Annotated in this window: 26 protein-coding genes; 9 read left to right on the top strand and 17 right to left on the bottom strand. The window is 37.8% G+C overall.

Features of this window, described 5'->3' with window-relative positions; translation table 11 throughout:
• The first annotated feature begins 209 nt into the window (after nt 1-209).
• The 5 genes from JW962_00955 to JW962_00935 all read left to right on the top strand — a co-directional run bounded on the left by JW962_00955 (nt 210) and on the right by JW962_00935 (nt 6,401).
• Nucleotides 210-2,012: a ribonucleoside triphosphate reductase gene (locus JW962_00955; protein MBN1373890.1), complete on the top strand. Its 1,803-nt coding sequence runs from the start codon at nt 210-212 to the stop codon at nt 2,010-2,012.
• A 16-nt stretch (nt 2,013-2,028) separates the two neighbouring features.
• Nucleotides 2,029-4,128: a ribonucleoside triphosphate reductase gene (locus tag JW962_00950; protein MBN1373889.1), complete on the top strand. Its 2,100-nt coding sequence runs from the start codon at nt 2,029-2,031 to the stop codon at nt 4,126-4,128.
• A 5-nt stretch (nt 4,129-4,133) separates the two neighbouring features.
• Nucleotides 4,134-4,820, top strand: coding sequence for an anaerobic ribonucleoside-triphosphate reductase activating protein (locus JW962_00945; GenBank protein ID MBN1373888.1), 687 nt, complete (start codon nt 4,134-4,136; stop codon nt 4,818-4,820).
• Between the two features lie 79 nt (nt 4,821-4,899).
• Entirely contained in the window at nt 4,900-5,349 is a 450-nt protein-coding gene (nrdR, locus tag JW962_00940) for a transcriptional repressor NrdR (protein ID MBN1373887.1), read from the top strand.
• Nucleotides 5,349-6,401: a hypothetical protein gene (locus JW962_00935; GenBank protein MBN1373886.1), complete on the top strand. Its 1,053-nt coding sequence runs from the start codon at nt 5,349-5,351 to the stop codon at nt 6,399-6,401. The genes nrdR and JW962_00935 overlap by 1 nt, the downstream gene beginning before the upstream one ends.
• A gap of 82 nt (nt 6,402-6,483) precedes the next feature.
• On the opposite strand, the gene JW962_00930 is transcribed toward JW962_00935, so the two are convergent.
• The 4 genes from JW962_00930 to prfB all read right to left on the bottom strand — a co-directional run bounded on the left by JW962_00930 (nt 6,484) and on the right by prfB (nt 10,762).
• Nucleotides 6,484-7,863 carry a hypothetical protein gene (locus tag JW962_00930; protein ID MBN1373885.1) on the bottom strand — a complete coding sequence of 460 codons (1,380 nt, stop codon included), beginning with the start codon at nt 7,861-7,863 and terminating at the stop codon, nt 6,484-6,486.
• Nucleotides 7,847-8,806 (bottom strand): hypothetical protein, encoded by a 960-nt coding sequence (locus tag JW962_00925; protein MBN1373884.1) that lies wholly within the window; start codon nt 8,804-8,806, stop codon nt 7,847-7,849. The genes JW962_00930 and JW962_00925 overlap by 17 nt, the downstream gene beginning before the upstream one ends.
• Entirely contained in the window at nt 8,803-9,471 is a 669-nt protein-coding gene (locus tag JW962_00920) for an ATP-binding cassette domain-containing protein (protein ID MBN1373883.1), read from the bottom strand. The genes JW962_00925 and JW962_00920 overlap by 4 nt, the downstream gene beginning before the upstream one ends.
• 205 nt (nt 9,472-9,676) lie before the next feature.
• Complete coding sequence (gene prfB / locus JW962_00915; protein MBN1373882.1) at nt 9,677-10,762, bottom strand: peptide chain release factor 2; 1,086 nt, start codon at nt 10,760-10,762, stop codon at nt 9,677-9,679.
• 54 nt (nt 10,763-10,816) lie between these two features.
• Here prfB and JW962_00910 point away from each other — a divergent pair, with 54 nt between their 5' ends.
• Nucleotides 10,817-12,457, top strand: coding sequence for a 2,3-bisphosphoglycerate-independent phosphoglycerate mutase (locus tag JW962_00910; protein ID MBN1373881.1), 1,641 nt, complete (start codon nt 10,817-10,819; stop codon nt 12,455-12,457).
• 45 nt (nt 12,458-12,502) lie between these two features.
• Here the strand turns inward: JW962_00910 and JW962_00905 are convergent, their stop codons facing one another.
• From JW962_00905 to raiA, 4 genes are all read right to left on the bottom strand, one after another.
• On the bottom strand, nt 12,503-12,868 hold the full coding sequence (locus JW962_00905) for a hypothetical protein (GenBank protein ID MBN1373880.1): 366 nt from the start codon (nt 12,866-12,868) through the stop codon (nt 12,503-12,505).
• 24 nt (nt 12,869-12,892) lie between these two features.
• Nucleotides 12,893-13,531, bottom strand: coding sequence for a hypothetical protein (locus JW962_00900; protein ID MBN1373879.1), 639 nt, complete (start codon nt 13,529-13,531; stop codon nt 12,893-12,895).
• 15 nt (nt 13,532-13,546) lie between these two features.
• A complete protein-coding gene (locus JW962_00895) occupies nt 13,547-14,497 on the bottom strand; it encodes a hypothetical protein (GenBank protein ID MBN1373878.1) in 951 nt (316 codons plus the stop codon).
• Nucleotides 14,498-14,562: 65 nt separating this feature from the next.
• Nucleotides 14,563-15,117, bottom strand: coding sequence for a ribosome-associated translation inhibitor RaiA (raiA, locus tag JW962_00890; protein ID MBN1373877.1), 555 nt, complete (start codon nt 15,115-15,117; stop codon nt 14,563-14,565).
• A 230-nt stretch (nt 15,118-15,347) separates the two neighbouring features.
• Between raiA and JW962_00885 the strand changes: the two genes are divergently transcribed.
• From JW962_00885 to JW962_00875, 3 genes are read left to right on the top strand one after another with little or no spacing between them, the layout of a single operon-like run.
• On the top strand, nt 15,348-15,725 hold the full coding sequence (locus JW962_00885) for an FKBP-type peptidyl-prolyl cis-trans isomerase (GenBank protein MBN1373876.1): 378 nt from the start codon (nt 15,348-15,350) through the stop codon (nt 15,723-15,725).
• A 4-nt stretch (nt 15,726-15,729) separates the two neighbouring features.
• Nucleotides 15,730-17,130: an MBOAT family protein gene (locus JW962_00880; protein ID MBN1373875.1), complete on the top strand. Its 1,401-nt coding sequence runs from the start codon at nt 15,730-15,732 to the stop codon at nt 17,128-17,130.
• Between the two features lies 1 nt (nt 17,131).
• The gene (locus tag JW962_00875; protein ID MBN1373874.1) at nt 17,132-18,079 is read left to right on the top strand and encodes a DUF459 domain-containing protein; all 948 of its coding nucleotides are present in this window, start codon (nt 17,132-17,134) and stop codon (nt 18,077-18,079) included.
• A 6-nt stretch (nt 18,080-18,085) separates the two neighbouring features.
• Here JW962_00875 and JW962_00870 read toward each other — a convergent pair whose 3' ends face one another.
• The 9 genes from JW962_00870 to JW962_00830 all read right to left on the bottom strand — a co-directional run bounded on the left by JW962_00870 (nt 18,086) and on the right by JW962_00830 (nt 23,248).
• Nucleotides 18,086-18,619: a hypothetical protein gene (locus JW962_00870; protein ID MBN1373873.1), complete on the bottom strand. Its 534-nt coding sequence runs from the start codon at nt 18,617-18,619 to the stop codon at nt 18,086-18,088.
• A gap of 63 nt (nt 18,620-18,682) precedes the next feature.
• Entirely contained in the window at nt 18,683-19,312 is a 630-nt protein-coding gene (locus tag JW962_00865) for a hypothetical protein (GenBank protein MBN1373872.1), read from the bottom strand.
• 16 nt (nt 19,313-19,328) lie between these two features.
• On the bottom strand, nt 19,329-20,450 hold the full coding sequence (locus tag JW962_00860; GenBank protein ID MBN1373871.1) for a hypothetical protein: 1,122 nt from the start codon (nt 20,448-20,450) through the stop codon (nt 19,329-19,331).
• A gap of 91 nt (nt 20,451-20,541) precedes the next feature.
• Nucleotides 20,542-20,826, bottom strand: a complete 285-nt coding sequence (locus JW962_00855) for a hypothetical protein (GenBank protein MBN1373870.1) — start codon at nt 20,824-20,826, stop codon at nt 20,542-20,544.
• Between the two features lie 27 nt (nt 20,827-20,853).
• Nucleotides 20,854-21,033 carry a hypothetical protein gene (locus JW962_00850; GenBank protein ID MBN1373869.1) on the bottom strand — a complete coding sequence of 60 codons (180 nt, stop codon included), beginning with the start codon at nt 21,031-21,033 and terminating at the stop codon, nt 20,854-20,856.
• Between the two features lie 17 nt (nt 21,034-21,050).
• Nucleotides 21,051-21,287: a hypothetical protein gene (locus JW962_00845; GenBank protein ID MBN1373868.1), complete on the bottom strand. Its 237-nt coding sequence runs from the start codon at nt 21,285-21,287 to the stop codon at nt 21,051-21,053.
• 101 nt (nt 21,288-21,388) lie between these two features.
• The gene (locus JW962_00840) at nt 21,389-21,898 is read right to left on the bottom strand and encodes a hypothetical protein (protein ID MBN1373867.1); all 510 of its coding nucleotides are present in this window, start codon (nt 21,896-21,898) and stop codon (nt 21,389-21,391) included.
• A gap of 14 nt (nt 21,899-21,912) precedes the next feature.
• Nucleotides 21,913-22,404, bottom strand: coding sequence for a hypothetical protein (locus JW962_00835; GenBank protein MBN1373866.1), 492 nt, complete (start codon nt 22,402-22,404; stop codon nt 21,913-21,915).
• Nucleotide 22,405: 1 nt separating this feature from the next.
• Nucleotides 22,406-23,248, bottom strand: coding sequence for a hypothetical protein (locus JW962_00830; GenBank protein MBN1373865.1), 843 nt, complete (start codon nt 23,246-23,248; stop codon nt 22,406-22,408).
• Nucleotides 23,249-23,289: the final 41 nt, after the last annotated feature.

The following is a 23,289-nucleotide window of genomic DNA, read 5'->3' as shown; positions in this document are numbered from 1 at the left end:
CCGCCCCTACGTAATATGTAAAATTCAATAAAACATTATCCCCAAACATATCATTTATTTTGTTATCATTCACTGTATAACACTGAATCAATCCATCTCTTTAAAAAATGTTGACACCGCCCTTAAACACAATATGTTGGGTATACACTTGACGGGAACCACAACAGGTGGTATAGATAGGTTTACACACTAAGTTAAAGTCTGCCTACATGAACTCATCCCAAGCAATAAATGCCAAAGAAATGGTAGAAGCATATTTAAGACAATCAGACTGGCAAGTAAATCAAGATGCAAATGTTCATTACAGTTTTCCCGGACTTATGAATTACCTTGCGGAAGAAATAACAAAAAAATACTCATTATCCACGCTGATCCCGGCAAAAGCCTCAAAGGCTCATATTTCCGGTGATATTTACATTCATGATTTAGGTAAACACGTTGTTGGATACTGTACTGGTTGGGATACTCGCCTAATTCTTACAAGAGGACTATCCGGTGTGCCGGATAAGTGTACATCAGGACCCGCAAAGCATCTTGCATCCGCACTCGATCATTTATCCAGGTTTATCCTTATCGTATGCAATGAATGGGCAGGCGCTCAAGCTATAAGCTCTGTTGACACTTACATGGCTCCATTCATTAGAAATGATAAATTAACCTATGCCCAAGTTAAGAATTGCGTCCAAAGATTTATGTATGACTTAAGTCTTTCCACACGTTATGGAGGACAGATTCCGTTTTCGAACATAACACTTGACTGGACGGTTCCGGAAGATCTTAAAAACCAGCAAGTAATTATAGGCGGTAAAGTCCAGAAAGAAACTTATAAAGAGTTTCAAAAAGAAATGGATATTTTTAACAAAGCTCTTCTGGAAGTGTATAAAGACGGTGATTTTGCAGAACAACCCTTCCCTTTCCCCATACCAACATACAACATCACTCGGGATTTTAACTGGAATACAAGTAATTCAAATCTTTTATTCGAGATGACCGCAAAATATGGAATGCCTTATTTTCAAAACTTCGTAAACTCCGATCTTAAACCCGGTGATGTTCGAGCCATGTGTTGCAGACTACAAATGAACATGAAAGAACTTACAAAAAAAACCGGGGGACTCTGGGGATATGGCGCCTCCACAGGATCCATAGGCGTAGTAGACATTAATCTCCCAAGAATTGGCTACATAAGTAATGGCGATAAAAAGAAATTTTTTAAGCTTGTCGATCAAAATATGAAGCTTGCAAAAATCATCCTGGAAAATAAACGAAAGATTCTGGATGAGCACATGAGAACAGGATTAATGCCGTACAGCAAAGTATACCTCGGAACCTTTAACAAACACTTTTCCACCATTGGACTCGTAGGCATGAACGAAACCTTAATAAACTTCGGCTCCCCTGATCTGACAACAACTCAAGGCATATCTTTTGCACTTGAAATTTTAAACCATATGAAATCAAATCTTCTAAAATATCAGGACGAAACGGGTAATCTGTATAACCTAGAAGCAACACCAAACGAAAGCGCAGCATACAGCCTTGCCAGAAAAGACAAATTGCTTTATAAAAACATTGTTACTGCAGGTAACATCAAAAATCCGTATTATACCAACTCATCACAGCTTCCGGTTGGATATACCGATGATATATTTGAAGCACTTGAACTTCAGGAAACTTTACAAACAGCATATACCGGCGGTACAGTATTTCATACGTTTCTTGGCGAACGTGTTTCTACTGCGGAAGAATGTAAAAAACTTGTTAAGAAAATTGCCGAAAACTACAAAATTCCTTATTTTTCAATAACACCAACCTTCTCTATATGTCCGGTACATGGTTATATCAGAGGTGAAGCAAAAGAATGTCCTCACAAAAATGGCAGTAAATGCAAAGAGATTCCTCTAATTTACTCCCGTGTTGTCGGATATTATCGACCCATAAATCAATGGAATAACGGTAAGAGGCAAGAATACTCCGAGCGCAAAACTTACAAAGTATCCAATAAAAAATAATTTCAACACCACACCCATGTTCAAAATCCGAAAACGAAACGGAAGTATCGAAGAGTTCACTCCGACAAAAATTACCATAGCCATTACTAAAGCAATGGAAGCGGTTAATCTTAAGTCGCTAAGCGCTGCCGAGAAAGTTACCAATGCCGTAACCAAAGAACTAAAGCAAATCTTTTTTTCAAAGAGTGAACTTCCAACCGTTGAACAGATTCAAGATCTTGTAGAAAAACACCTTATTCTAAACAAACACCCCGAAGTTGCAAAAGCCTACATTTTATATCGGGACCTTCACAATAGAATGCGAAACGTGTCCAATCTATTTGATGTTGGCACTTGGATCAATACTTACATAAATAAAAAAAATTGGAAGATCCACTCTGATTCCGAGATTGATTACCATCTTCAAGGTATGTATAAAAAAATTGTAGAAGAAGTATCGGAAATGTATTGGATGAACGAGGTATATACAGATGAGATGCGGAATCTTCATATAAATAAAGATCTTCATATTCACAAAAGCTCAACATTAAGCTCGTACTGCGTTGGCTGGGATATTCGCGACCTGCTAATTGTTGGTTATCAAGGTGTACCGGGAAATGTATCCTCTAAACCAGCAAGCCATTTTGGATCGGCCCTTGGACAACTTATGAACTTTCTTTACACGCTTACAAATGAAACGCCTGATGGAGCCGTTGCTGTTTCAAGCTTGGATACATACATGGCACCGTTTATTCGCCATGATAAATTAACATACAAAGAAGTAAAACAGCAGATCCAGTCGTTCATCTTTAACATGAATATGCCAACAAAATCAGGCGGCCAAGTTGTATTCTCAAACATTACCCTTGATCTTATCTGTCCATCATACATGAAAAATGAAGCCGTAATCATTGGTGGAAAGCTTAAAGAAGAAAAATACGGTGAATACCAAGCCGAAATGGATATGTTTAACAAAGCACTTTTTGAAGTTTATCTTGAGGGAGATGCAAAAGGTCGTGCGTTCACCTGGCCTATTCCAACCTACAACATTACGAAGGACTTTGATTGGAATAACAATAACCTAAAGGGACTCTGGGATATGACAGCAAAATACGGTATCCCTTACTTTGCAAACTTTGTAAATAGTGACATGAATCCGGATGATGCCCGGTCAATGTGCTGCCGCCTTCGGATAGATAATCGAGAGCTAAGACGTCGAGGAGGTGGGCTATTCGGAGCGAATCCATTAACCGGAAGTATAGGTTATGTAACAATTAATCTTCCACGAATAGGATACCAACACAAAGGCAACAAAAAAGGATTCTTCGAACGGCTTAAATATCTAATGGATGTAAGTCACAATACCCTCATGTTACGACGTGAACTCATCGAGAATTTAACGGAAAAGGGAATGTACCCATATTCCAAGTTTTATCTACGCAGTGTCAAGGAAAAGACAGGAAAATACTGGAGCAATCATTTTAACACAATCGGACTTATCGGCATGAACGAAGCCTGTTTAAATTTTGGTGGATTCGACATTACAACCAAAGAAGGTCAGAATTTTGCAAAAGAAACTCTCGCTTTTATGAATAAGACCATTCTTGCATACCAAAAAGCAACCGGAATTATGTACAACCTTGAGGCGACCCCGGGAGAAGGCGCATCCTATGCACTTCCGAAAAAAGACAAAAAATTGTTCCCGGAAATTATTGTTGCAAACGAGACTGACTTTCAAAAAGGTGCCGAGCCATATTATACAAATTCAACACAACTACCTGTCGGCTTTACCGAAGATATTTTTGAGGCACTTGAATTGCAAGATGAACTTCAGACAATGTACACCGGGGGTACGGTATTTCATGGGTTTTTAGGTGAGCGAATAAATTCGGGTGACGAAGTTAAAAAACTTGTTAAGAAAATTGCAACAACATACAAGCTCCCTTACTTTACATTAACCCCAACGTTTAGTATTTGTGAAACGCATGGCTATATTTCGGGAGAGCACTTTAAATGTCCTGAATGTGGGTCTGAATGCAAAGTCTATAGCAGAGTCGTAGGGAAAATTGCGCCCGTTCAGCGATGGAACCCAGGCAAAAAGTCCGAATTTTCCGACAGGAAAACATTTAAAATTTAACCAAAATGGATATACGCGGAATTTCAAAGGTGACTCTAATTGATTATCCGGGCGAGATTGCCTGCACTATTTTTACAATGGGTTGTAACTTCCGTTGCCCTTATTGTCACAATCCCGAGCTTGTAACTAAAACCAAAGCCACACCGGCCAAGATAAAACCCTCAGAAATCCTCAAGTTTCTAAAAAGCCGGCAAAACAAACTTGAAGGGGTTGTAATAACCGGCGGTGAACCAACACTTCAGACCGACCTGCCCTCATTTATAAAAAAAATCAAATCACTCGGATTTAAGGTAAAACTCGATACAAACGGAACTAATTTTATAATGCTCAACTATCTTATAAAAAACAATCTTTTGGATTATATCGCAATGGACATTAAAGCACCGATTTCAAAATATAGAATTGTGACAGATAAGGTATTTAATATAAAGGAAAGCATTGAGCTAATAATGAATTCACCGATTCCTTATGAATTTAGAACTACAGTAGTAAAAGAACTTTTGTCAAAATCAGACTTACTTGAGCTGGCAAACGAAATTAAAGGCGCTCAAAAATATGTACTACAACAGTTTGTATCTAAAACAACACTTGATCCTGCTTTTAAAAAAGCCAGTAGCTATTCATCAGACTTTTTGGCAAAACTAGCAAAAGATTTAAAAAAAATTATTAAACATGTGGAAATTAGAGAGTAATTTTATCTACTTTTTTATAAGCACAGTAAACCAACCAATTACTGTGCTATAATAATAAACTTAGTTGGCACCGGTTAAAATGTATTGTCCATACTGCAAAAATTCTAAAACCAGCGTAGTCGACAAACGTGATCAGGAAGAAGGAAACCTTACACGTAGACGTAGGGAATGTTCGGCTTGCAAAAAGCGTTTTACAACTTATGAAAAAGTTCAAAAGGTCGACCTCACCGTTCTAAAAAACGACGGAACTGACGAGCTATTTGACCGGGAAAAACTTAAAAAGAGTATAACCAAATCACTCACCAAGTCAAATTCAGAAGAGATTGCCGAACAAATAACAGACGATATCGAAAAGCGAATCTTATCCAGACAAAAGCTTGAAGTAACCTCAAAGGAACTGGGCGACATGATTCTCACCCGACTTAAAAGATTAGACAAAACTGCATATATGCGTTACGCCTCGGTATATAAAGGATTCTCAAAGCTCGAAGATTTTGTTATTGAAATTAGGTCTCTAATCAATGACTAATGTTTAAAAAAAAGATCCTAAGAAAAAACATAAAAGCCCGCAAACAAAGTCTTATCTCTCCATACAAACCCAAGGCACCCATCAACACATTTAAGCGAACGCTTCAACTTTTTCTACAAGCCCTTCTTGCAAACTCCTTTTACATTACAGTTGTAATAACTCTTATTCTGCTTGCATTTATTGGATATAATTTTTGGAAAAACAGAGAGTCAACAATTGTAACCAACATTGAATCTCTTGATACGGTAGTTGGTCTCCCATTTAATATACCTGCTTTTAAAGACTCAACCTTTGCTTTTAGTAATCTGTCCGATAACGATTATGTTAAAAAAATGATATCGTACAATATTTCATGTTACAAAATCCCATTCACATATACATTTTCTGATGTAAAGGAATTCTACTCTACATTGCTCCCGCAAAACGGTTGGATACTCATCGGAGAGGCTACCTACTCAGATAAAGAAAACGAAGTCGGAATATATTACTGGAACGAGGAGCTAAACATCGGACTTAGAATATACACGATTGCAAGAGATGTCTGGTATGAAACCCTTAACCGTGAGGACACGGAAAGTATGCTTGCAACAAGAAAACAACTTCGAGCCAAGATGAAGCAAATCATTGGATCACTTCACGGGGATAGTTTACCGGAAAGCTATCCTTTCTCTCTAAAATACTCGTTTCAATATGAGCTTAAAGAAAAAAACATCCAAGGCTTTCCAAGTCCGGCATTTTCATTGGAAGGAAGGGCTGACAAAATAGAAGTAATTCCCTTTAGGTGGGCACCAAACATTGCACTCGACCAGGCAATTCCTCTCTATATTCAAGAAGAGTTTGCCGACCGAAACGAAGTCCCCTCAATCCTGGGAACCCACACACAGATTTATCATGACATAAGTTATATTGTTTCAACCATACTAATTAATGAAAAGTCTTATTATGTGGCAAGCTTTGTCCATCCGGGACAAAACATTATATACATTATTTCCGGACTAGAAAGCGATCCAGCCCTGTTCGAATTCGTTATTGAGAATATGACAGTAAGGTAGTGAAGTAGTGAAATAATACTCTCCGGAAGATACCTATGAGAGAAGTGGCAAGCTTTAACAACAAAATAGATAAGAAACTTTTCTATCTTAAGTGAAGATAAAGACTTACAACACCATTACCATGGTCAATAAGAACATAGTTAGCCCCGGCTCCATCAATTGTACTCCTATAGATAACACCATCGGCTATTGCCAAAACAGGTGCACCTTCACCCACAAGGGAGAATTGCCAGTTACTCGCTTGTGCTGCAGCAACAAGCTGATTAAGCGCAGCAGAATCTAGGAACGGGCCGCACGTGGCCCTTAAACCAGCTTCATCCCAAGAATACCTTGCCGTTGTATAATAAAGCGGGTCATAACTTACCATATCAATTGCATAATGTCCTGAATAACATCCGTAACCACAGGTTACATAAGCGGATTTCATTGGGGACTTGTAATTAGCATTATCAATGACATATCCACCGCTATAAGACAAATAAATTAATGGGTTTGTTCTGTATCCGTTTATCCTGAACTCAAAATGCAAGTGTGATCCAAGAGCACAACCGGTATGTCCTTGAAACCCTACTATCGTACCCTTAGTTACAGGCGTCCCTACCCCAAGCATCCCGGAGTTATACAAAGCCATTATAAGTTCGGTCATCTGACCAGAGACAGCACTCTCATACGCTTTCATTTGTTGTAACGCTTGGGCATAACTGGCTTCAGCGGCCTGCGAAAGTGCTAGTAAATACTGCTGATCTGCCTTTTGATTATTAAGCTGGGCCTCAAGATTTAAAAGCTCCGAATGCTCAGTCTGAACACCCTCCGTTTTCTGAATTACTTGATCACGCTTTAAAGCGGCTTCCTCTTGATCAGCTTTAAGTACCTGATATTTTTCACTAAGTCGCTCAATTAAAGCTTCATCCTCCGCCTTGGTAATCTCAAAGTATTTCATATCACCAATATTTGTCCAAACATCACCACTACTAAACATAAGCTCAACTTCATCAATACACATGGTTTTGTACATCTCACCGATTCGGTCCGTCACAGCAGCTTCCATTATTGAAAGCTCTTGTTGAGTAGCTGATATAGTATCGATTATTGTTAAAATGTCCGACTCCAAAATAAGAATTTCTGTATTAGATTGTTCGATTAGAACTTTTTTCTCTAAAATATTGAGTTCGGTCTGGGAGATTTGATTATTTAACAAAGATATCTGCCAATAAAGAGAGCTTTGGGTGGCATTTTCAGATGCAATTGACTTTTCAAGTTGTGACCGCTGACTCTGAATCTGATTAAAAAGGTTTTGCAAACAAGTAAGTTTCTCTTGAGGGTTAGTAATCGAATCACAAGTTGTTTCTGTTGCATAAACTGCCGGAACAACTTCGGGGTTAGATTTAAATACCCACAATCCGACTGTTAAAATCCCTGCAACAAAGAGTGGAATCAAAAAGTACTTATTTAGTCTTTTCATTTTTTCTCATAAGATAAATATTTGTGTAAACCGCAACCATACTGCTTACCACCGTTAGTAGTACTGCAAATGCTGAATACAGTGCAATATTTTTGCCAATACCAAGAACAATATCGGTCCAAGAAGCTCTTACTAATTCACCGGAAACAAAATGATTTCGCTCCATAAAAAGCCTTAAAACGCTATTTTGTAAAACTAGTTCTAGATTTCCATAAGAAAATACAAAAGACAAAAGTCCCGCGAATATTCCCCCTGCAAGCCCATACAACACACCTTCAACGACAAAAGGCAGAATCAAGGCATTTTGCTCACCCCCCAGATAGTTTGCAACTTTAAGCTCGTCATGAAAATACTTTACATTAAAGTTTACGGATACAAAAACCAAAAGCCCTGTAGCTAGAACAGAAAGCACGATAAGCGCAACCCCATTTATAGACAGCAGTTTTGATATTGCCCGCAGGTTCTCTATAGAATCCCATGAATACCTTATCTCATCAACATATGGATTACTTTCAACCAATTCTGCAATAAACGTTACCGTCGGTTCAACTAAATCAAGATTCGCAGATTTAATTGTAAGTCTAGGAGGTAAAAGCGCAGTAAGGTCAACAATTCTTGTTTCAGCGCTGGTACCAAGTCTTTTTTTAAGTTCCTCCATTGCCTTTTCCTGTGAATCGTACTCAACACTTTCAACTTTTGAATCAGCAAGTATAATATCCTTTATTTCTAAGATCTGTGCCTCCTCAGTTGAGGGTACAAAGTACAGATAAATTCTTGGTCTACTAGCAAATTCATTAACGGACCTATTTAAACCGCTAACCAAGAAAAAAATAATTCCTGAAATTGTGAAGGTTAAGGTTATAACACCAACAGAAGCCATGGCTAGCCATTTGGTTGTTTTTATATGTTCGATTGCGCGCTTTAGTATTTGGCTAAATTTCATTTATTAATATCTCTAATTAATTTGCCGTCTTTTAATTCTATCACGTGACCACCACCATTTGAAACAATCTCCATATCATGTGTGGCAACAATTATTGTTGTATTAAAGGTTTTTCGAATTTCTTCCAAAAGATCAAGAATTCCTAGTGAAGTCCTAAAGTCAAGATTTCCGGTTGGCTCATCAGCAATTACAATAACCGGGTCATTAGCAATAGCACGAGCAATCGAAACTCGCTGTGCCTCCCCGCCGGAAAGCTGTTCAGGATAAAGATTTTCTTTACCTTTTAGTCCAACTGCCTCTAACAATTGAAAGCCTTTACTTTTTATTTCAGAACCATCTCTTCCTGTAACTTCCATGGCAAAAATTATGTTCTCTATGGCCGTTTTGGTTTTTATAAGCTTATAATCCTGGAAAACAATACCTATTTGTTGACGATAGGCCTGGATATAATCATCCGGAAGTTCGGAAACCAGTACGTCGTTAAATTGAATAGCTCCTTCCGTTGGTGATTCTTCACGCAGAATTAGTTTTACCAATGTAGATTTTCCAGCTCCGGAATGACCGATAAGATAACAAAGCTCCCCCGAGTCAACATTAAATGATATATTTGAAAGTGCAAATATATTGCCCGGATACTGTTTGGATACGTTTTTTATTTGTAACATTCGTTATTGGCAGTGTAGTTTATACTATTACATTGTATCAGCTGACAAGTTCAGAGTAAAGTGTTAGCGCCGAAAAGGTAGCTATTCTTAACAAGTTTATTCACACGCTTAGCAAAGATCCCTAAGGGGGGAAAGTGCTTGGGTTTAAGACATAGATCCGGACCTGAGCGAAACAGAGAGTTTGGGCTTTAAATCTGAACTCTTCCTATTTACTACTCACCAAATCCCAAAGATCACCATCTAAAACGTTATCAACATCACTACGTTCAATTCCGGAACGTAGATCCTTAACCAGTTTATAGGGATGCAAAACATAATTTCGAATCTGGTTTCCCCACTGAGCGTCTTTAACATCCTTTCTAAGATTCTGCCGTTTTGATTCTTCTTTGTCCTCTTCTATTGTCAAAAGTTTCGATTTTAGAATTTCCATTGCATTCTCCCTGTTTTGTACCTGACTTCGTTGAGAAGCACAACGTACCGAGATTCCTGTAGGTATATGAGTAAGACGAACCGCAGTCATGTTTTTATTAACATTCTGACCACCGGGACCACTTGCCATTGTAGCTTTAAACTCGATTTCCCCTTCGGGAATCTGAAAATCCTTGGTATCTAGCTTATCTAATGCAGGCATTACCTCAACACCCGCAAACGAGGTTTGTCTTAAACCTTGGGCATTAAAAGGAGATATTCGAACCAGTCTATGTACTCCTGTTTCAGATTTAAGGTAACCGTAAGCATAATCAGCAATGACTTTAAATACAACTTGGGTATAACCGGCTTCCTCGGACTTTACCTCATCAATTATTTGTAGTCCCCATCCTACTGAATTAACAAACTTCGTATACATTCGATACAACATGGAAACCCAGTCACAGGCATCGGTACCGCCTTGTCCGGCTTTTATTGTGATAATCGAATCTTTTTTGTCGAACTTTCCGTTAAGTTTTACTATAATTTCAATATCTTTTATAACTTTCAAAAGTTTTTCCATCTCTTTTTCGATGTTCCTTCTGTCTTTAGGTCCCACTGTAGGATCCGAGTATAACTCGAAATATGATAAAATCTCGCTTTTGGTGGAATATAATTTTTCTATAAGTTCAATTTTCTTTGTTACATCCGAGAAGAGCTCATTTATTTTTGAGGCAGCTACCGGATCATTCCAAAAGTCCTTGTCTCCCATCTTTCCCTCCAATTCTGTCTTTTGTGCATATAATGAGGATTTATCAAGTTCACCTGCCAACAAATCTATCCGACCAGTTATCTCATCTATAATTTTTCTGGTAAGCTCCATTATTTTTGTTATTATGCTAAAATCAATTAATTATATCACGATAATATAAAACACATGACAAAACCACTAGTGCTAATTGTAATGGATGGGTTTGGACTTTCAGTAGAATCTTTGGGTAACGCAATCCATAAGGCCGATACACCAAACCTTGACCTTCTTTGGAGCAACTGCGCACATACTACCTTAATTCGAGCATCAGAGGCTGCAGTTGGACTAGATCAGGGATATACAGGAAACTCCGAAGTCGGTCATATTAACATGGGTGCAGGTCAGGTTATTCCCCAAAACCTACAACTTATTAATGAATCAATTGAAACCGGATCATTTTTAAAAGACAAGTTCCTAAACGAACTTTTTAAAAAGGCCAGAAAAGAAAAAAAACGTGTGCATTTTATGGGCGTACTCTCAAATGCAGGCGTACACGGTCATATTAAACATCTTTACAAGTTACTCGAAATTGCAGCCAACCAAAAAGTCAATCCCTATTTGCATTTGTTTCTCGATGGTCGAGATACCGGGGAGCAGGAAGCTTATTTCTTTTTAAATCATCTTAAAGCCAAAATAGCCGAGTTACGGGTTGGACAAATTGCAACAATGACAGGAAGGTTTTTTTCAATGGACCGAAATACAAGATGGGAACGTACGGAAAAGGCATATAACTGTATGCTTGGTATAGAAGGCAGATCTGCCAATGATCCATACTTAGCCCTGCAGGAGGCATACAAGCAAAAAGAAACCGATGAAATATTCGAACCCACAATTCTTTTAGATTCGCGGACAGAAAAACCCATAGGATGCATTGAAGATTCCGACTACGTTCTATTTTTTAATTTCCGTGAAGACCGTGCTAGACAAATTACCCAGGCATTTGTTCAGGAAGATTTTACCGGGTTTACGAGAAAGAAAACCCTGAAAGATATCCGATTTGTGTCAATGGTGGGTTACGCCGAAGGATTAAACACCGAGGTTATTTTCCCGCCTGTATATCCAGAGGTTACAGTACCCGATGTTTTAGCAGCCTACAACCTTCGCCAAATGCATATTGCGGAAACTGAAAAATACGCTCATATATCATACTTTTTTAATGGTGGAGTTGAAGCAAAACACGACAAGGAACTTCTTTTTAGAATCCCATCTCCTTTAGTAAAAGATTATGTCGTTGTCCCGGAAATGAGTGCATATCCCGTTAAAGATGAACTAATTACTCAAATCAGAAAAGACAGCTTTGATTTTTACCTTGTTAACTTTGCCAATCCTGACATGGTCGGTCATACAGGCGATCTGGAAGCGGCGATCAAGGCCGTAGAGGTTACCGATGAATGTGTCGGTGAAGTTGTTTTTGAAATTTTACAAAAGGGTGGACAGGTAATCATTACATCGGATCATGGTAACTGTGAATCAATGATCGATCCCAAGGACGGCAAACGGCTAAAATCACACACATTAAATAATGTTCCATTTATCTTTGCGGATGATATAAAAAAATTCCCTGCATTCACCAAAATTTATAAAAACGGTCCAAAATCCGAGAAACTTTACAAAAAATCAGGAAATCTTCCAAAGGTCGGATATCCCGAAAACTCACCGGCTACCGGAATTCTAGCTGATGTCGGAACAACTGTGCTTTACTTACTTGGAATTACTCCACCCGAACCAATGAATGGCTTAAATCTCGTTGAGTTCATCGGGAAATAAATATCCACAACAGTTTGAACCAAACCACAGATCGGAGAAGCTAACCTAAACACTCACTAATATATCATCTATCTGCTTCCGTTGAATTTCTGTGCAAACCGGATAAACAGTATCGAGATAATCCTTAAAAAGGCTATTTAAAACCTCGGAATAAAGCTTTACAAAATACTCGTGATCTTTTTCCAGAAGCACAGAAAGTTTTTCAATAATTTTTTGAATGTCTTTGCTTTCTTTAGCAAACTCTTCAAGCTCTTTCTGTTTAGCTTTATCAAGCGTTCCTAATACCTGTTCTAAAAATGTAAGTTTTCCAATATTTATAAAATCTGTGACACGCTTATACTGATCCTCTGTGGAATATCCAACAACCTCAAGGATTGTGTGCATTTTTTTTGTTATCTGATCTGGATTCATTCTGGCAGTTTATTAAATTAGAACTTACATACGACTTATTGTATCCTGAGCAGCCAAGGTAGTAACAACTTCTCCTGCAGTTGCAAATGGATGAAATTCCATATTTCCTAAAAATCTTAATATCTTTGCACCAAACCAACAATTAGATTCGAGTTTTGGATCTCCATTGCCAAGCGCTTCATACTGGCTTACTTCTGCTTTTGTTATTAAATACGATACAGCTCCCGTTGCGATTGCCGAGCCTAGCATAACTGCACCAACTCCTAATGTAAGCGGCAACCCTATTGCAACTGCACCAAACCCCACTGCAGTAGCTCCTATAGCACCCATTGTTAACCCTTCAACCAAAGGCATATTTTGCGCTAGATTTTCATCAAACCATCGATCGGAAGTCTTTATCGAAGGAGCACCTTCCTTTTCTGTTAACCTAAACATATCTTTATTAAACTTACGTCTTAATAAAGCCCTTACTCCGGCAAGTCCATAAGAAATACCTACTGCACCCAAAAGCACTGGTATCTCGATGGAAGCACCAAATACTAATGCGCCCAGTGCACCTACGGTGCATACTGTAGAACAGATTCCTTCTAAACCGGCCTCGTAATAATACCCAAGATCATTTGCTAACTCGCCTGCCCGCCATAGTGTTTTTCTAAGCGACATTTTAATAACGATTAATTAAGCTACTTGGGCGGCAGTATTTCCGGAAGCGGTTTGAACGTTGGGCTCACCTGGGTTGGCGGAAGATTGATCGGGATGACCGGCTTGATCATCAACAGGTGCTTCCGCCGTTGCGTTAGCATCTACTGCATTAGCCGGATGCTCTTGTGTATTATTGCTTTCCGGATTTGCTGTGTTAGTTGCGGGATGCCCTGTTTGTTCTGGTTGTTGTGATACACTATCCTGAGGTTTATCAGCAACCTGCTTTTCCATTGTTGCTTTATACATATTCAATGCCTTTTTAGCACGAATATTTGCAATAAGTCTTGCTACATTTGAAAACACATCGATTCCTCCACCTAAGTTGGCAAGGAACCAAAAATCAGATTGTTTTTGAGGATTAAGTTCGCCCAGTGCTTCGTATCCGCTTATCTCGGCTTTTGAAACAAACCACTGATAAACACCCATACCTAACGCGGCAGCAGCAATACCAACCCAAGCTCCCGTAGCTGTAAGTGAAATTCCGAGTAGTGAAAGTGCAGTAATTCCTGCAACCCCGGCAAATGCGCCGCCGATTGTTCCCGCTAAAGTCGAAATAATTGGATACGACTGGCCAAGCTTTTTATCATACCAAATTTTTGATGCTTCCTTTGCTGTTCCAGCCTCATAACCTAATGTCATTTCTACTTTTCCGGAAAGAATTTCAGCCTCCTGTTTTTTACGCCTAGCTTGAAGAAATAGCCCGGTAGCTGCAGTACCTAGAACAAGAGCTGGACCAACAAGTCCAGAACTTAATGCAACTGCCGTTAGACCTGTTGCAACAGATCCAGCCAGAAAATCTACTCCGCCAAGGATTTTTGAGGCCGTTTTGCCAATAGCTTCTACTGTACCAATTCCTGCTTTAGGGGGAGAAGTAATTACATCGGCAGACTTGGGATTTGCATTGTTCGGACCTTGATTTTCGGCCATTATTAGACCTAAAACTTATATACTAATATTATACCATCTGTCGCAAAGAGATACAATAAATAGGTTTATGGTTCTACAATTCCGTAAGTCCCATCGTCACGCTTATACACTACAGCCCATTCATTGTTTGATCTGTTTTTAAACATAAAAAAAGTAAGATCAGCAAGTTCCATGCGCTCAATTGCTTCTGCCTCACTCATAGGAACTGGACTGGCAATCTTTTTTCTTCGAATAACTTTGGGAATGTAGCTGGTATAGAAAGCATCATCCGGGGTATGTATATTCTCATAGAACTTTTCGGGCAAGGAGCCTTTTTTGAAGTCTTCGGAAAGTTCTTTGTATCGGTTAAGTTTTCGAATTACAACTCGCTCGATCTCATCAACTAAAAGATAAATATCACTGCCTGATTTTTCAACTCTTATTATAGTACCAGGCACAGCAACGGTGACTTCAACTTTAAAATCTTCTTTTACACCACGAGACGCTTTAAGCTCTTTACAACGAACTCGAACCTCGGTAATAAAGTCGACAAAACGATCAAATTTTGAAAACTTCTTTTCAATATAATCGCTTATTGCTTGGGTTATTTCCATTCCAACGCCATCTATCTGAATGCCCATTTAGTAAAATTTAAATTTATTTATGTCCTTCAATGATAACTGATGAACGCTGCTTGTTCAAGCACAATAGTCCCATAAACTTATTAAAGGTTCCCTGTGCCCCCAGGGGCCTTAGAGTAATAGCCAACTTTAGTTAAAAAAACTTTAACAATCAAGCGACTAAACCAAGCAGCTTGTGAAAAAACAAACTCAAATATATAATAACTTTGCATAAAATAAACCTTATATCAATGGCAAAAACAGGAACACTACTGCTTATCCTCACCGTAATTATTGGTATTGCACTAATTTTGCTTTCCCTTCCGGAAAAACAAAAAAATGTTGCGGAGACAGGTGATACCATCTCGGTTCACTATATTGGAAAATTAGAAGACGGAACACAATTCGAAAGCTCATACGATACAGGCACTCCTTACACCTTTGAACTAGGTGCAGGTAAAGTTATCAAAGGTTGGGACGAAGGAATCGTTGGAATGACCGTTGGCGAAAAAAAGACTCTAACCATCCCACCCGAAAAGGCCTATGGTGAAGCAGGCAGCCCTCCAACAATTCCCGCTAATGCAACATTAATCTTTGAGGTTGAACTTGTCGATATTATAGAGGAATAAATAAATGACATTCCCTACCGTAAAATTTCTCCTCTTTTTTGCGATTGTATTTTTAGTTGCGACACCATTAAAGTCATATCCCAAACTTTACAAATGGTTTCTTTTAGCGGTAAACCTTTTCTTTATTTTTCAGTTTGGTCAAAGAAACTTTATTATCCTTATAATTTCGATAATAATAAATTTCCTGATCCTAAAGGCTGTCAATTCCACAAGGAAGCTACGTAAGTCTATTTTTATATTAGGTCTTGTTTTAAACATCGCCGCACTTTTTATTTTTAAATTCACGGGATTTGCAACAAATACACTTTTGTTTTTGGGGGTTAAGATCCCTGTTATAGAGATACTTGCCCCCGTAGGTATTTCGTTTTATACATTCAGAGTACTGGCACACTTAATAGACTCATATAAAATAGACCTTATATATCAACCATCGTTTGTAAGCTATGCAACCTATGTATCATTTTTTCCACAGGTCGTATCGGGACCTATTCAACGTCCACATGAATTTTACGAATCATTAAGAACTCCCGAAAATGCAGAGTATTCAAGAGGTGAAATTATTACACTTGTACTTGCCGGAATGTTAAAAAAATATGTTTTAGCTAGTTTTCTGTGGAAATTTATCGATGATATCTTTTCGACACCTCAAGCATACAACGGAATCGAGCTAATTATAGGTGCATTCGCATACAGTAGTATGATATACCTCGACTTTAGCGGATATTCCGACTTTGCAATTGCGGTTACAAAACTCATAGGGATTAAAATCGGTGATAACTTTTATTACCCATATTGTGCTACGAACCTCAAGGAGTTTTGGGCACGCTGGCATATTAGCCTTTCGAGCTTTTTGAAAGACTATATTTACATCCCGCTGGGCGGTAACAGAAAAGGAATTTTAAGGAAATACATTAACATCCTAATTACATTTTTTATAAGCGGATTATGGCATGGTGCAGGAATCACATTTATGATCTGGGGAATTCTCCATGGAATAGGAAACATCTTGTCGGACTGGGTTATCACTCTTAACAAAAGCCTGAAGTCTAAGCTTTTTAAATGGCTTCTACTTATTCCAAGTTGGTTTATAACCTATGTTTTTGTAACATTTGCTTGGATATTTTTTAATAGCAAAACCATTGGAATCGCAGTTTCATACGTAAAAAATCTATTTGATTTCTCAACATTTGAGATAAGCACAGACCAGGGACATCTTATAAGAATCGTAGTTATAATTGTCTTCACGATCATAATAAATATATTCGGATCATTTCTTAGAAAGACCTCTATAAAGTTTTTTGACTTAAGGGGGTTGATACCTGTTGCGATTGCAGGGATATTAGCGTATACCTTAATAAGGTTGGGTCCCGACTTAATGCCACCTTTCATTTACTTTAACTTCTAAAATGGATCAAAAGAAAAAAGATCTAAAAATACTCTGGGCAGGGGCAATTATATGTGCAATAGTCTTGATTTTTAACATTGACAAAACACTAAGCCTTATAAATAAGATAACCGGACTCTCACTCGGAAGTACAACAATAGATAATATAAAATCAGAGGAAGCAGAGGTCTGGGGAAAAATAAAAGGCACAAAAACTGTTTCACCCCAAAATGTTCAACGACCGGATATTCCGGATCAACCAATCGGCAATACCCCATCAATAGAAGAACCAATAAATAATCCAACTGTACCCGTCGAGCCACAAAAGTCATTGTCAACACCGTTTTCTGCACTTATTCTTGGTGATTCCATGGTAATAGAAGGATTTGGTCCTCAGCTTGAGACAAAATTAATTGACTACGACGTTTCGGTTGTTAGATTTGGTCAATATTCGACCGGACTTAATAGAATTGACTATTACGATTGGTACACAGTTACCAACGATTACATTACAACATACCACCCTGACATTCTAATCTTTATGATTGGCGCAAACGATGGTCAGGCAATTCAAGCCTTTGATGGCACTTATTACCAACTTTATGAGGATGGATGGGAAGATATTTACAGAGAAAGAGTTGCACTTTTCCTAGAATACTTTGCCGATGACGTGAAATTTCTTTACTGGGTGGGACACCCTATTCCAAGAGACACAAATGATTTTTATATAAAGTTCCAGATTTTTAATAGGATATATAAGGAAGAGTGTGCAAAATATGATAACGCAATTTATATAAATGCATGGGACAGATTTGCTGTTAACGGTGAATATGCGGCAGCCGTTGCCGACGATCACGGGGTTACTCAGCTGGTTAAAGGTGCCGACGGTGTTCATGTTACTGTTCACGGCGGTAATATCTTGGCCGACTTGGTAATCACATATATGGAAAAAAATATCATTTTCAAGTGAATCGTATTATTCGCGTTTTCGTCTGCCGCTTAAAAGCCAAATTCCGACACCAATAATACTCAATGGCAGTAAAATTTTCATTACCGAATTTATAAAGTTACGAACACCGACAAGAGCGGTATTAAAAAATGTACTTCCGGAAACGGCCAGTAAAATACAGGCGGGAATTAAAAGTCCGTCTTTGTCCTTTGAATCTGCAAAGTACCAGGCTATAAAAAATGCAGCAGAAACAGATCCTGTATACATAAATGATGTGATACTCCAAATTTGTCCATATCCTAAATAACGTGAGACTATCATATTCACGAAGAATCCTAAGCCTAGAATTATAAGAATTGTCCCGGGAATTACTAATCCCCAATCCTTCCTATTCGACAGAAATCCACTCCAGAAAAAGATTCCAGGAATTATTACAAAAATTGGCCAGAATATAGCCATATCAAAAAACGAAAATCCAGGAAACAAATTTTCTGCAAGAAGCATTGCACCTATTAATAAAATAGATATCCCAAGGGTGATTCTTAAAATTGATTTTTTCACACACCGTAAAGTTTTAACTTAAATATGTTCGAACCTGCAAGACTTATTTTGACAGTTGAACTTTTAACTGTTTACTATTTCGACTCCTCCTAAAACAGCAACACCTGTAAGAGTAAGTGTTTTGCCGGAAGAATCCCGATTGGTCCGTTTGTCTTCCCATCCACCTAAAACTGCGGTTCCGTTAACTACCGTTTTACAGTCTTTGGGTAAAATAACTTTTATTCCACCCAAAACTACGGTTATCTCAAGTGTTGTATCTTCCGAAATCGTAACTGCGGAAAGGTCAATTTCACCCCCACCCAAAACTGCAGTAATTTCCCCGCCTTTAAAATCATTTGTTTTATATACTCGATCAACTCCGCTTAATACGACGGTTTCACTAATTTCACCATTTGTTTCAACACTCCTTTTAAGTCCATGTCGCTTGTCACCAAAAAAGGAGCTTATACCTATTAGTATAATTACAAGCGGCCAGAACTTTGCCCATAACTCAAATCCCCAAATTGTTGACGCCCATAAAAGTCCGCCCAAACCCACCATAAAGATTCCCGATCCAAAATTTCCTCTGACAAATATGTATACACCTATTGCAACTATTATAAGTGGCCAAACATTAATTACGTTACCAATAAGGAGATTTACTCCGAAAATAATCAGAATAATTCCCCAAATAGATTTACCCTTATGTTCCATAAACCAATAATTAAAATTAATTTTGCGAAAGCTCGAAGCTTCCTACTCCAACTTCGACAGTTATTTCAATCTGCTTTCCGGCGCTATTGTAATTCTCAGACGTAAAGGTTCCGTCGGAACCAATGTTTCCATATGATTTTCCGAAGATTTCAATATCTCCCACCCCGACCTTATAATTAACTTTTACAGAAACCCCTGGATCTAACAAAACTTCAACTTTACCGGCACCTACTTTTAAGTCAATTAAACCCTCGATTTCCGAATCTTTTGAAATCTTTACAATAAGCTCACCCGCACCTACGTCTGCTTTTATATTGTTAACGGATTGTTTGGTAAAATTTATACTGCCCTTTCCTGCGCCTACAGTAATATCAAGATCTGCTAATAGACCCTCTTCTTCTATTGCCATATCGTAAAAAATATCGCAGTAATTAAAAACATTATTAGAATACTTTTTAGCATTAAAATCAATATCTAAAAGTCCTCCAGTAACTGTATATTTTGTATAAGGTTCGCCAATTCCCTCACAATATTGTGACTCCACTTTAAATATGTCTTCACCTTCGTAATTATCGTACAAAATAAATTCTCCATATCCGACGTCTATTGAAAGCTTTAGTTTGTCGAGCAGTTCTGATTCATCTTTGGGAACAACAAATGTTGATTCAGCTTCTTCTAAATTATTTGTCCAAACTCTTTCTATGAATTCTTGGACGTTAACCGGTACCGTAATATTAAACCGTTCCAGAAATGAAGGAGCGGTAGCAACAATTCCGGCAAGAAATATAAATCCAAAAACCAAAATTGACACTACCAACATGATAATTCTGGCAACTAAAGATTTTCCAAGAATTATTCGAATTCCTGCAAATATCAAAAATATTGGCCAGAATCTAATAAAAAACAACCACACCGTCCAGGGTACAAACCCTGTTGTATTTAGAAGAAGAACTGAACCCAAGAATATAAAAAACAGTGCGTTTACAACATTTTCAAAAAGATTTAATCCACGAAATGTTGAAATATCTTCACCCAAGACAGTTACCTTTTCGGATTCGGTTTTGGTTGATTTTGATTCTTTTGAAGGGTTTTCCGCGGCACTATTTTCCGCAGGTTTTACTTTTTTTGACTTTGCCATAATACAAAATACAATTTATATGCCTTTTAGTATAGCAACTGTTTGAAAGTTAGTAAATTGTTAGCCGCTTGAATAAAGTTGTTTAAGGTGTTTAGGACTCTCCACCTTCTTCATTATCAACAATCTGGGTTACTTCTTTAGCACTACTCGAACTCAATGCACCGGGATCCAGAAAAAATGCAAAGATCGAACATACTACGGGAACATAAACCTTTGGATCACTAAATGGTATTTGAAAAACGGTAAGCTCTGCTATACAGCAAATCATTATAATTGGTGACAAAAATCCATTAAAATCTGGCAGTTTTAATCTACTAAACCAAGTCTCCGAGGCATCCGTGGGTCCGGTTTTTGGGGAGTCCTTGTCTAGAGACATAGATGTTTCACTAAAGTATCCATTTTATTACTTTATCAATCTCATTATCCAGCCGACAAATTCATTGCACTTATCAGACATGCAGAAAGCTTCATATATTGCCAAGCCTGCAACTCCAATAATAACTGTTGAAAAAAAACACAAGGAAAGTTTTGATGCTCTGTTTACTACTTCATTCCAAAAGTCTTCTGATTCACGGAAGTCCATTTACTTATTTAATAATATTATCTCAGTGAATCCTCATATAATTGACGAGCAAGTAATAACCGCCTTACAAGGCAACAGGCACCCAAAACTGCAGGAACACTTGATCCAAATATATCTAAAGGTGATCCTGTTCCAATTACAGCAAGAATTGATTCTGCAAGAACCATACCTCCTATACCTAAACAAAGTTCGGTAACACCAACACTAACATTATCCGCACCTGAAATATATTTATTTCTCGGAGATTCTAGCATTTACTTAATAGTCTCTAAGTTATCTGGAGGATATTATATCACCACCAACCCAAAGTGTTAATACCCGCGCACAACATAGACAAGGGCTGAAATCGTAAAATCTACAAGGAAAGATTATTCAAATGATTGACTCGCTTTCTTACAATATCACTTAACTGATCGGTCGTTTTTACAACAACCATAATATCCTTCCGCCTAGCCTCTTTTGCAATATCAACAATAAAATCAATACAACATGCGGGATCACTTCCATCAAAAATGATTCTCTTTAAACCCTCGGACTTACAAATCCGCAAGAGCTCAAAAGGATAAACCTCTAAAAGTGCCGGAATTTTAACCGAAGCATCTGTAAGGCAGAAAGATATCTTTTTAGAAAATCGTCTTAGCAAAGGATTTGTATCGCCAAGCGAAGCAATTACAACCTCATTTTTAGTTTTATCAATTACTCTTTGGGAAACAAGTCCGTACAAAAGTGAGTACAACTTACCATTAATATTTTGATACGCACCGCAAGCACCTTTTTGAGAAAGCTGAAGATTACAACAATTACTACAAGCAAGGCACTTTACTGAATGCTCTTTAACCTTTTGGGAATACGAAGTTAATCTCATCGGGAACTTCTTGATCAGGTTTTAGAATATCCATGTTTGCTTCTTGGCTTCCTGGTAGGCTTTTTAAGCGATCTATTTGCCGACTTTTTTGTATCTAGCTTTTTTATATATTCAACAACTTCTTTAATATTTTTCTTTTTTACAATAGCATTCCTTGCAGGACCAAGAACGCTTTGAAGCTTAAAATATCTTACCGATCTTCTAATCTCATCGGGAATTTTTTCGTATGTTCTTTTGCTATCAAGGCTAGATTCCGGTACGGCACCAACAGCAACAATAACAACCTTTTTGTCACCAAGAATATCCCAGTTGGCTTTTAGATATTGCACAAGCGGCATCCATCCAACGTAAGTGCCCGAACAAATTACAATAAGATCATTATCTGCAATGATTTTTCTACTTGCTTTCCAGAAATCAAGCAGTGATGCATTTATAGCTTCTGAAATCCATGTGGCATAGCTTTTGGTTGCACCAAAAAATGATTTGTAAACAACAAGCTTTTTCATGTTAATCTTCCTCAAATCCAAATGGGATATCAACTTTGGTCTTATCAATATCTGTTAGGGTATATGTAATGCCACCTTCTTCTATGTAAAATTTGTCACCACAGTCTTTAATTGTAACATCAGTAAAATAAATCTTTATCTCGGTAATTACTCCGCTTTCAACCTTAACAGTTGCCCAAACGTTTTCTACATCGACGTCAACGGAATCCAAACATACATAATGGTACGCTTCATCAATTAGACTAGATACGAAATATGAAATCACCGGGTCAGGGTTCTCAAATGTGACGTAATACTTACCTTCAAAGATGTTAAGATTGTGAACAGTTTCTTTCTCGGATGCTATAACTAATCTACTAAGGACAGAATTGTATGCAGTAATACCGTCCAGAACAATGTTCTCATTCTTTTGGAAATTCAGATTATACGGATCATAACCGCGATCGGTTATTTCTTTCCAAGACTTATTAAGTTTGGGATCCTCATAATCAATCTTACCGATAAGAGTATCACCTAAATCGACAAACTCGGACATTGATTCATATTCGTGCGAATCGATGTTTAATGTCCCTCTCCAGATTTTGCCATCTACAGTCTGACTACCGGAAATATCAATCCAAAAATCTTCTTTCATATATTCGGAATTTCCTCTTAAGTAGAAATCATATGAAAGGGTATAATTATCAATCTCTTTGGTTGTATCAACAAGTTGATTAAAGTCTCGAACGGAGAGTCTGTAGTAACCGTAACTCAAAGCACCACAACCAATACACGATAAAAGTAGAACCAGAAGAACAACAAAGGCAATAATTACGAGTTTAAGGTTTGGGTCTTTAATTTTCATTAAATTAGCATAAATTTAACTACCCCACTATACAGTATACT

This window comes from Candidatus Dojkabacteria bacterium (assembly GCA_016927995.1).
Classification (GTDB): Bacteria; Patescibacteriota; Dojkabacteria; order JAFGLO01; family JAFGLO01; genus JAFGLO01.
The sequence above is the reverse complement of the archived record's forward strand: the minus strand, read 5'-3'. Positions and strand labels throughout refer to the sequence as shown.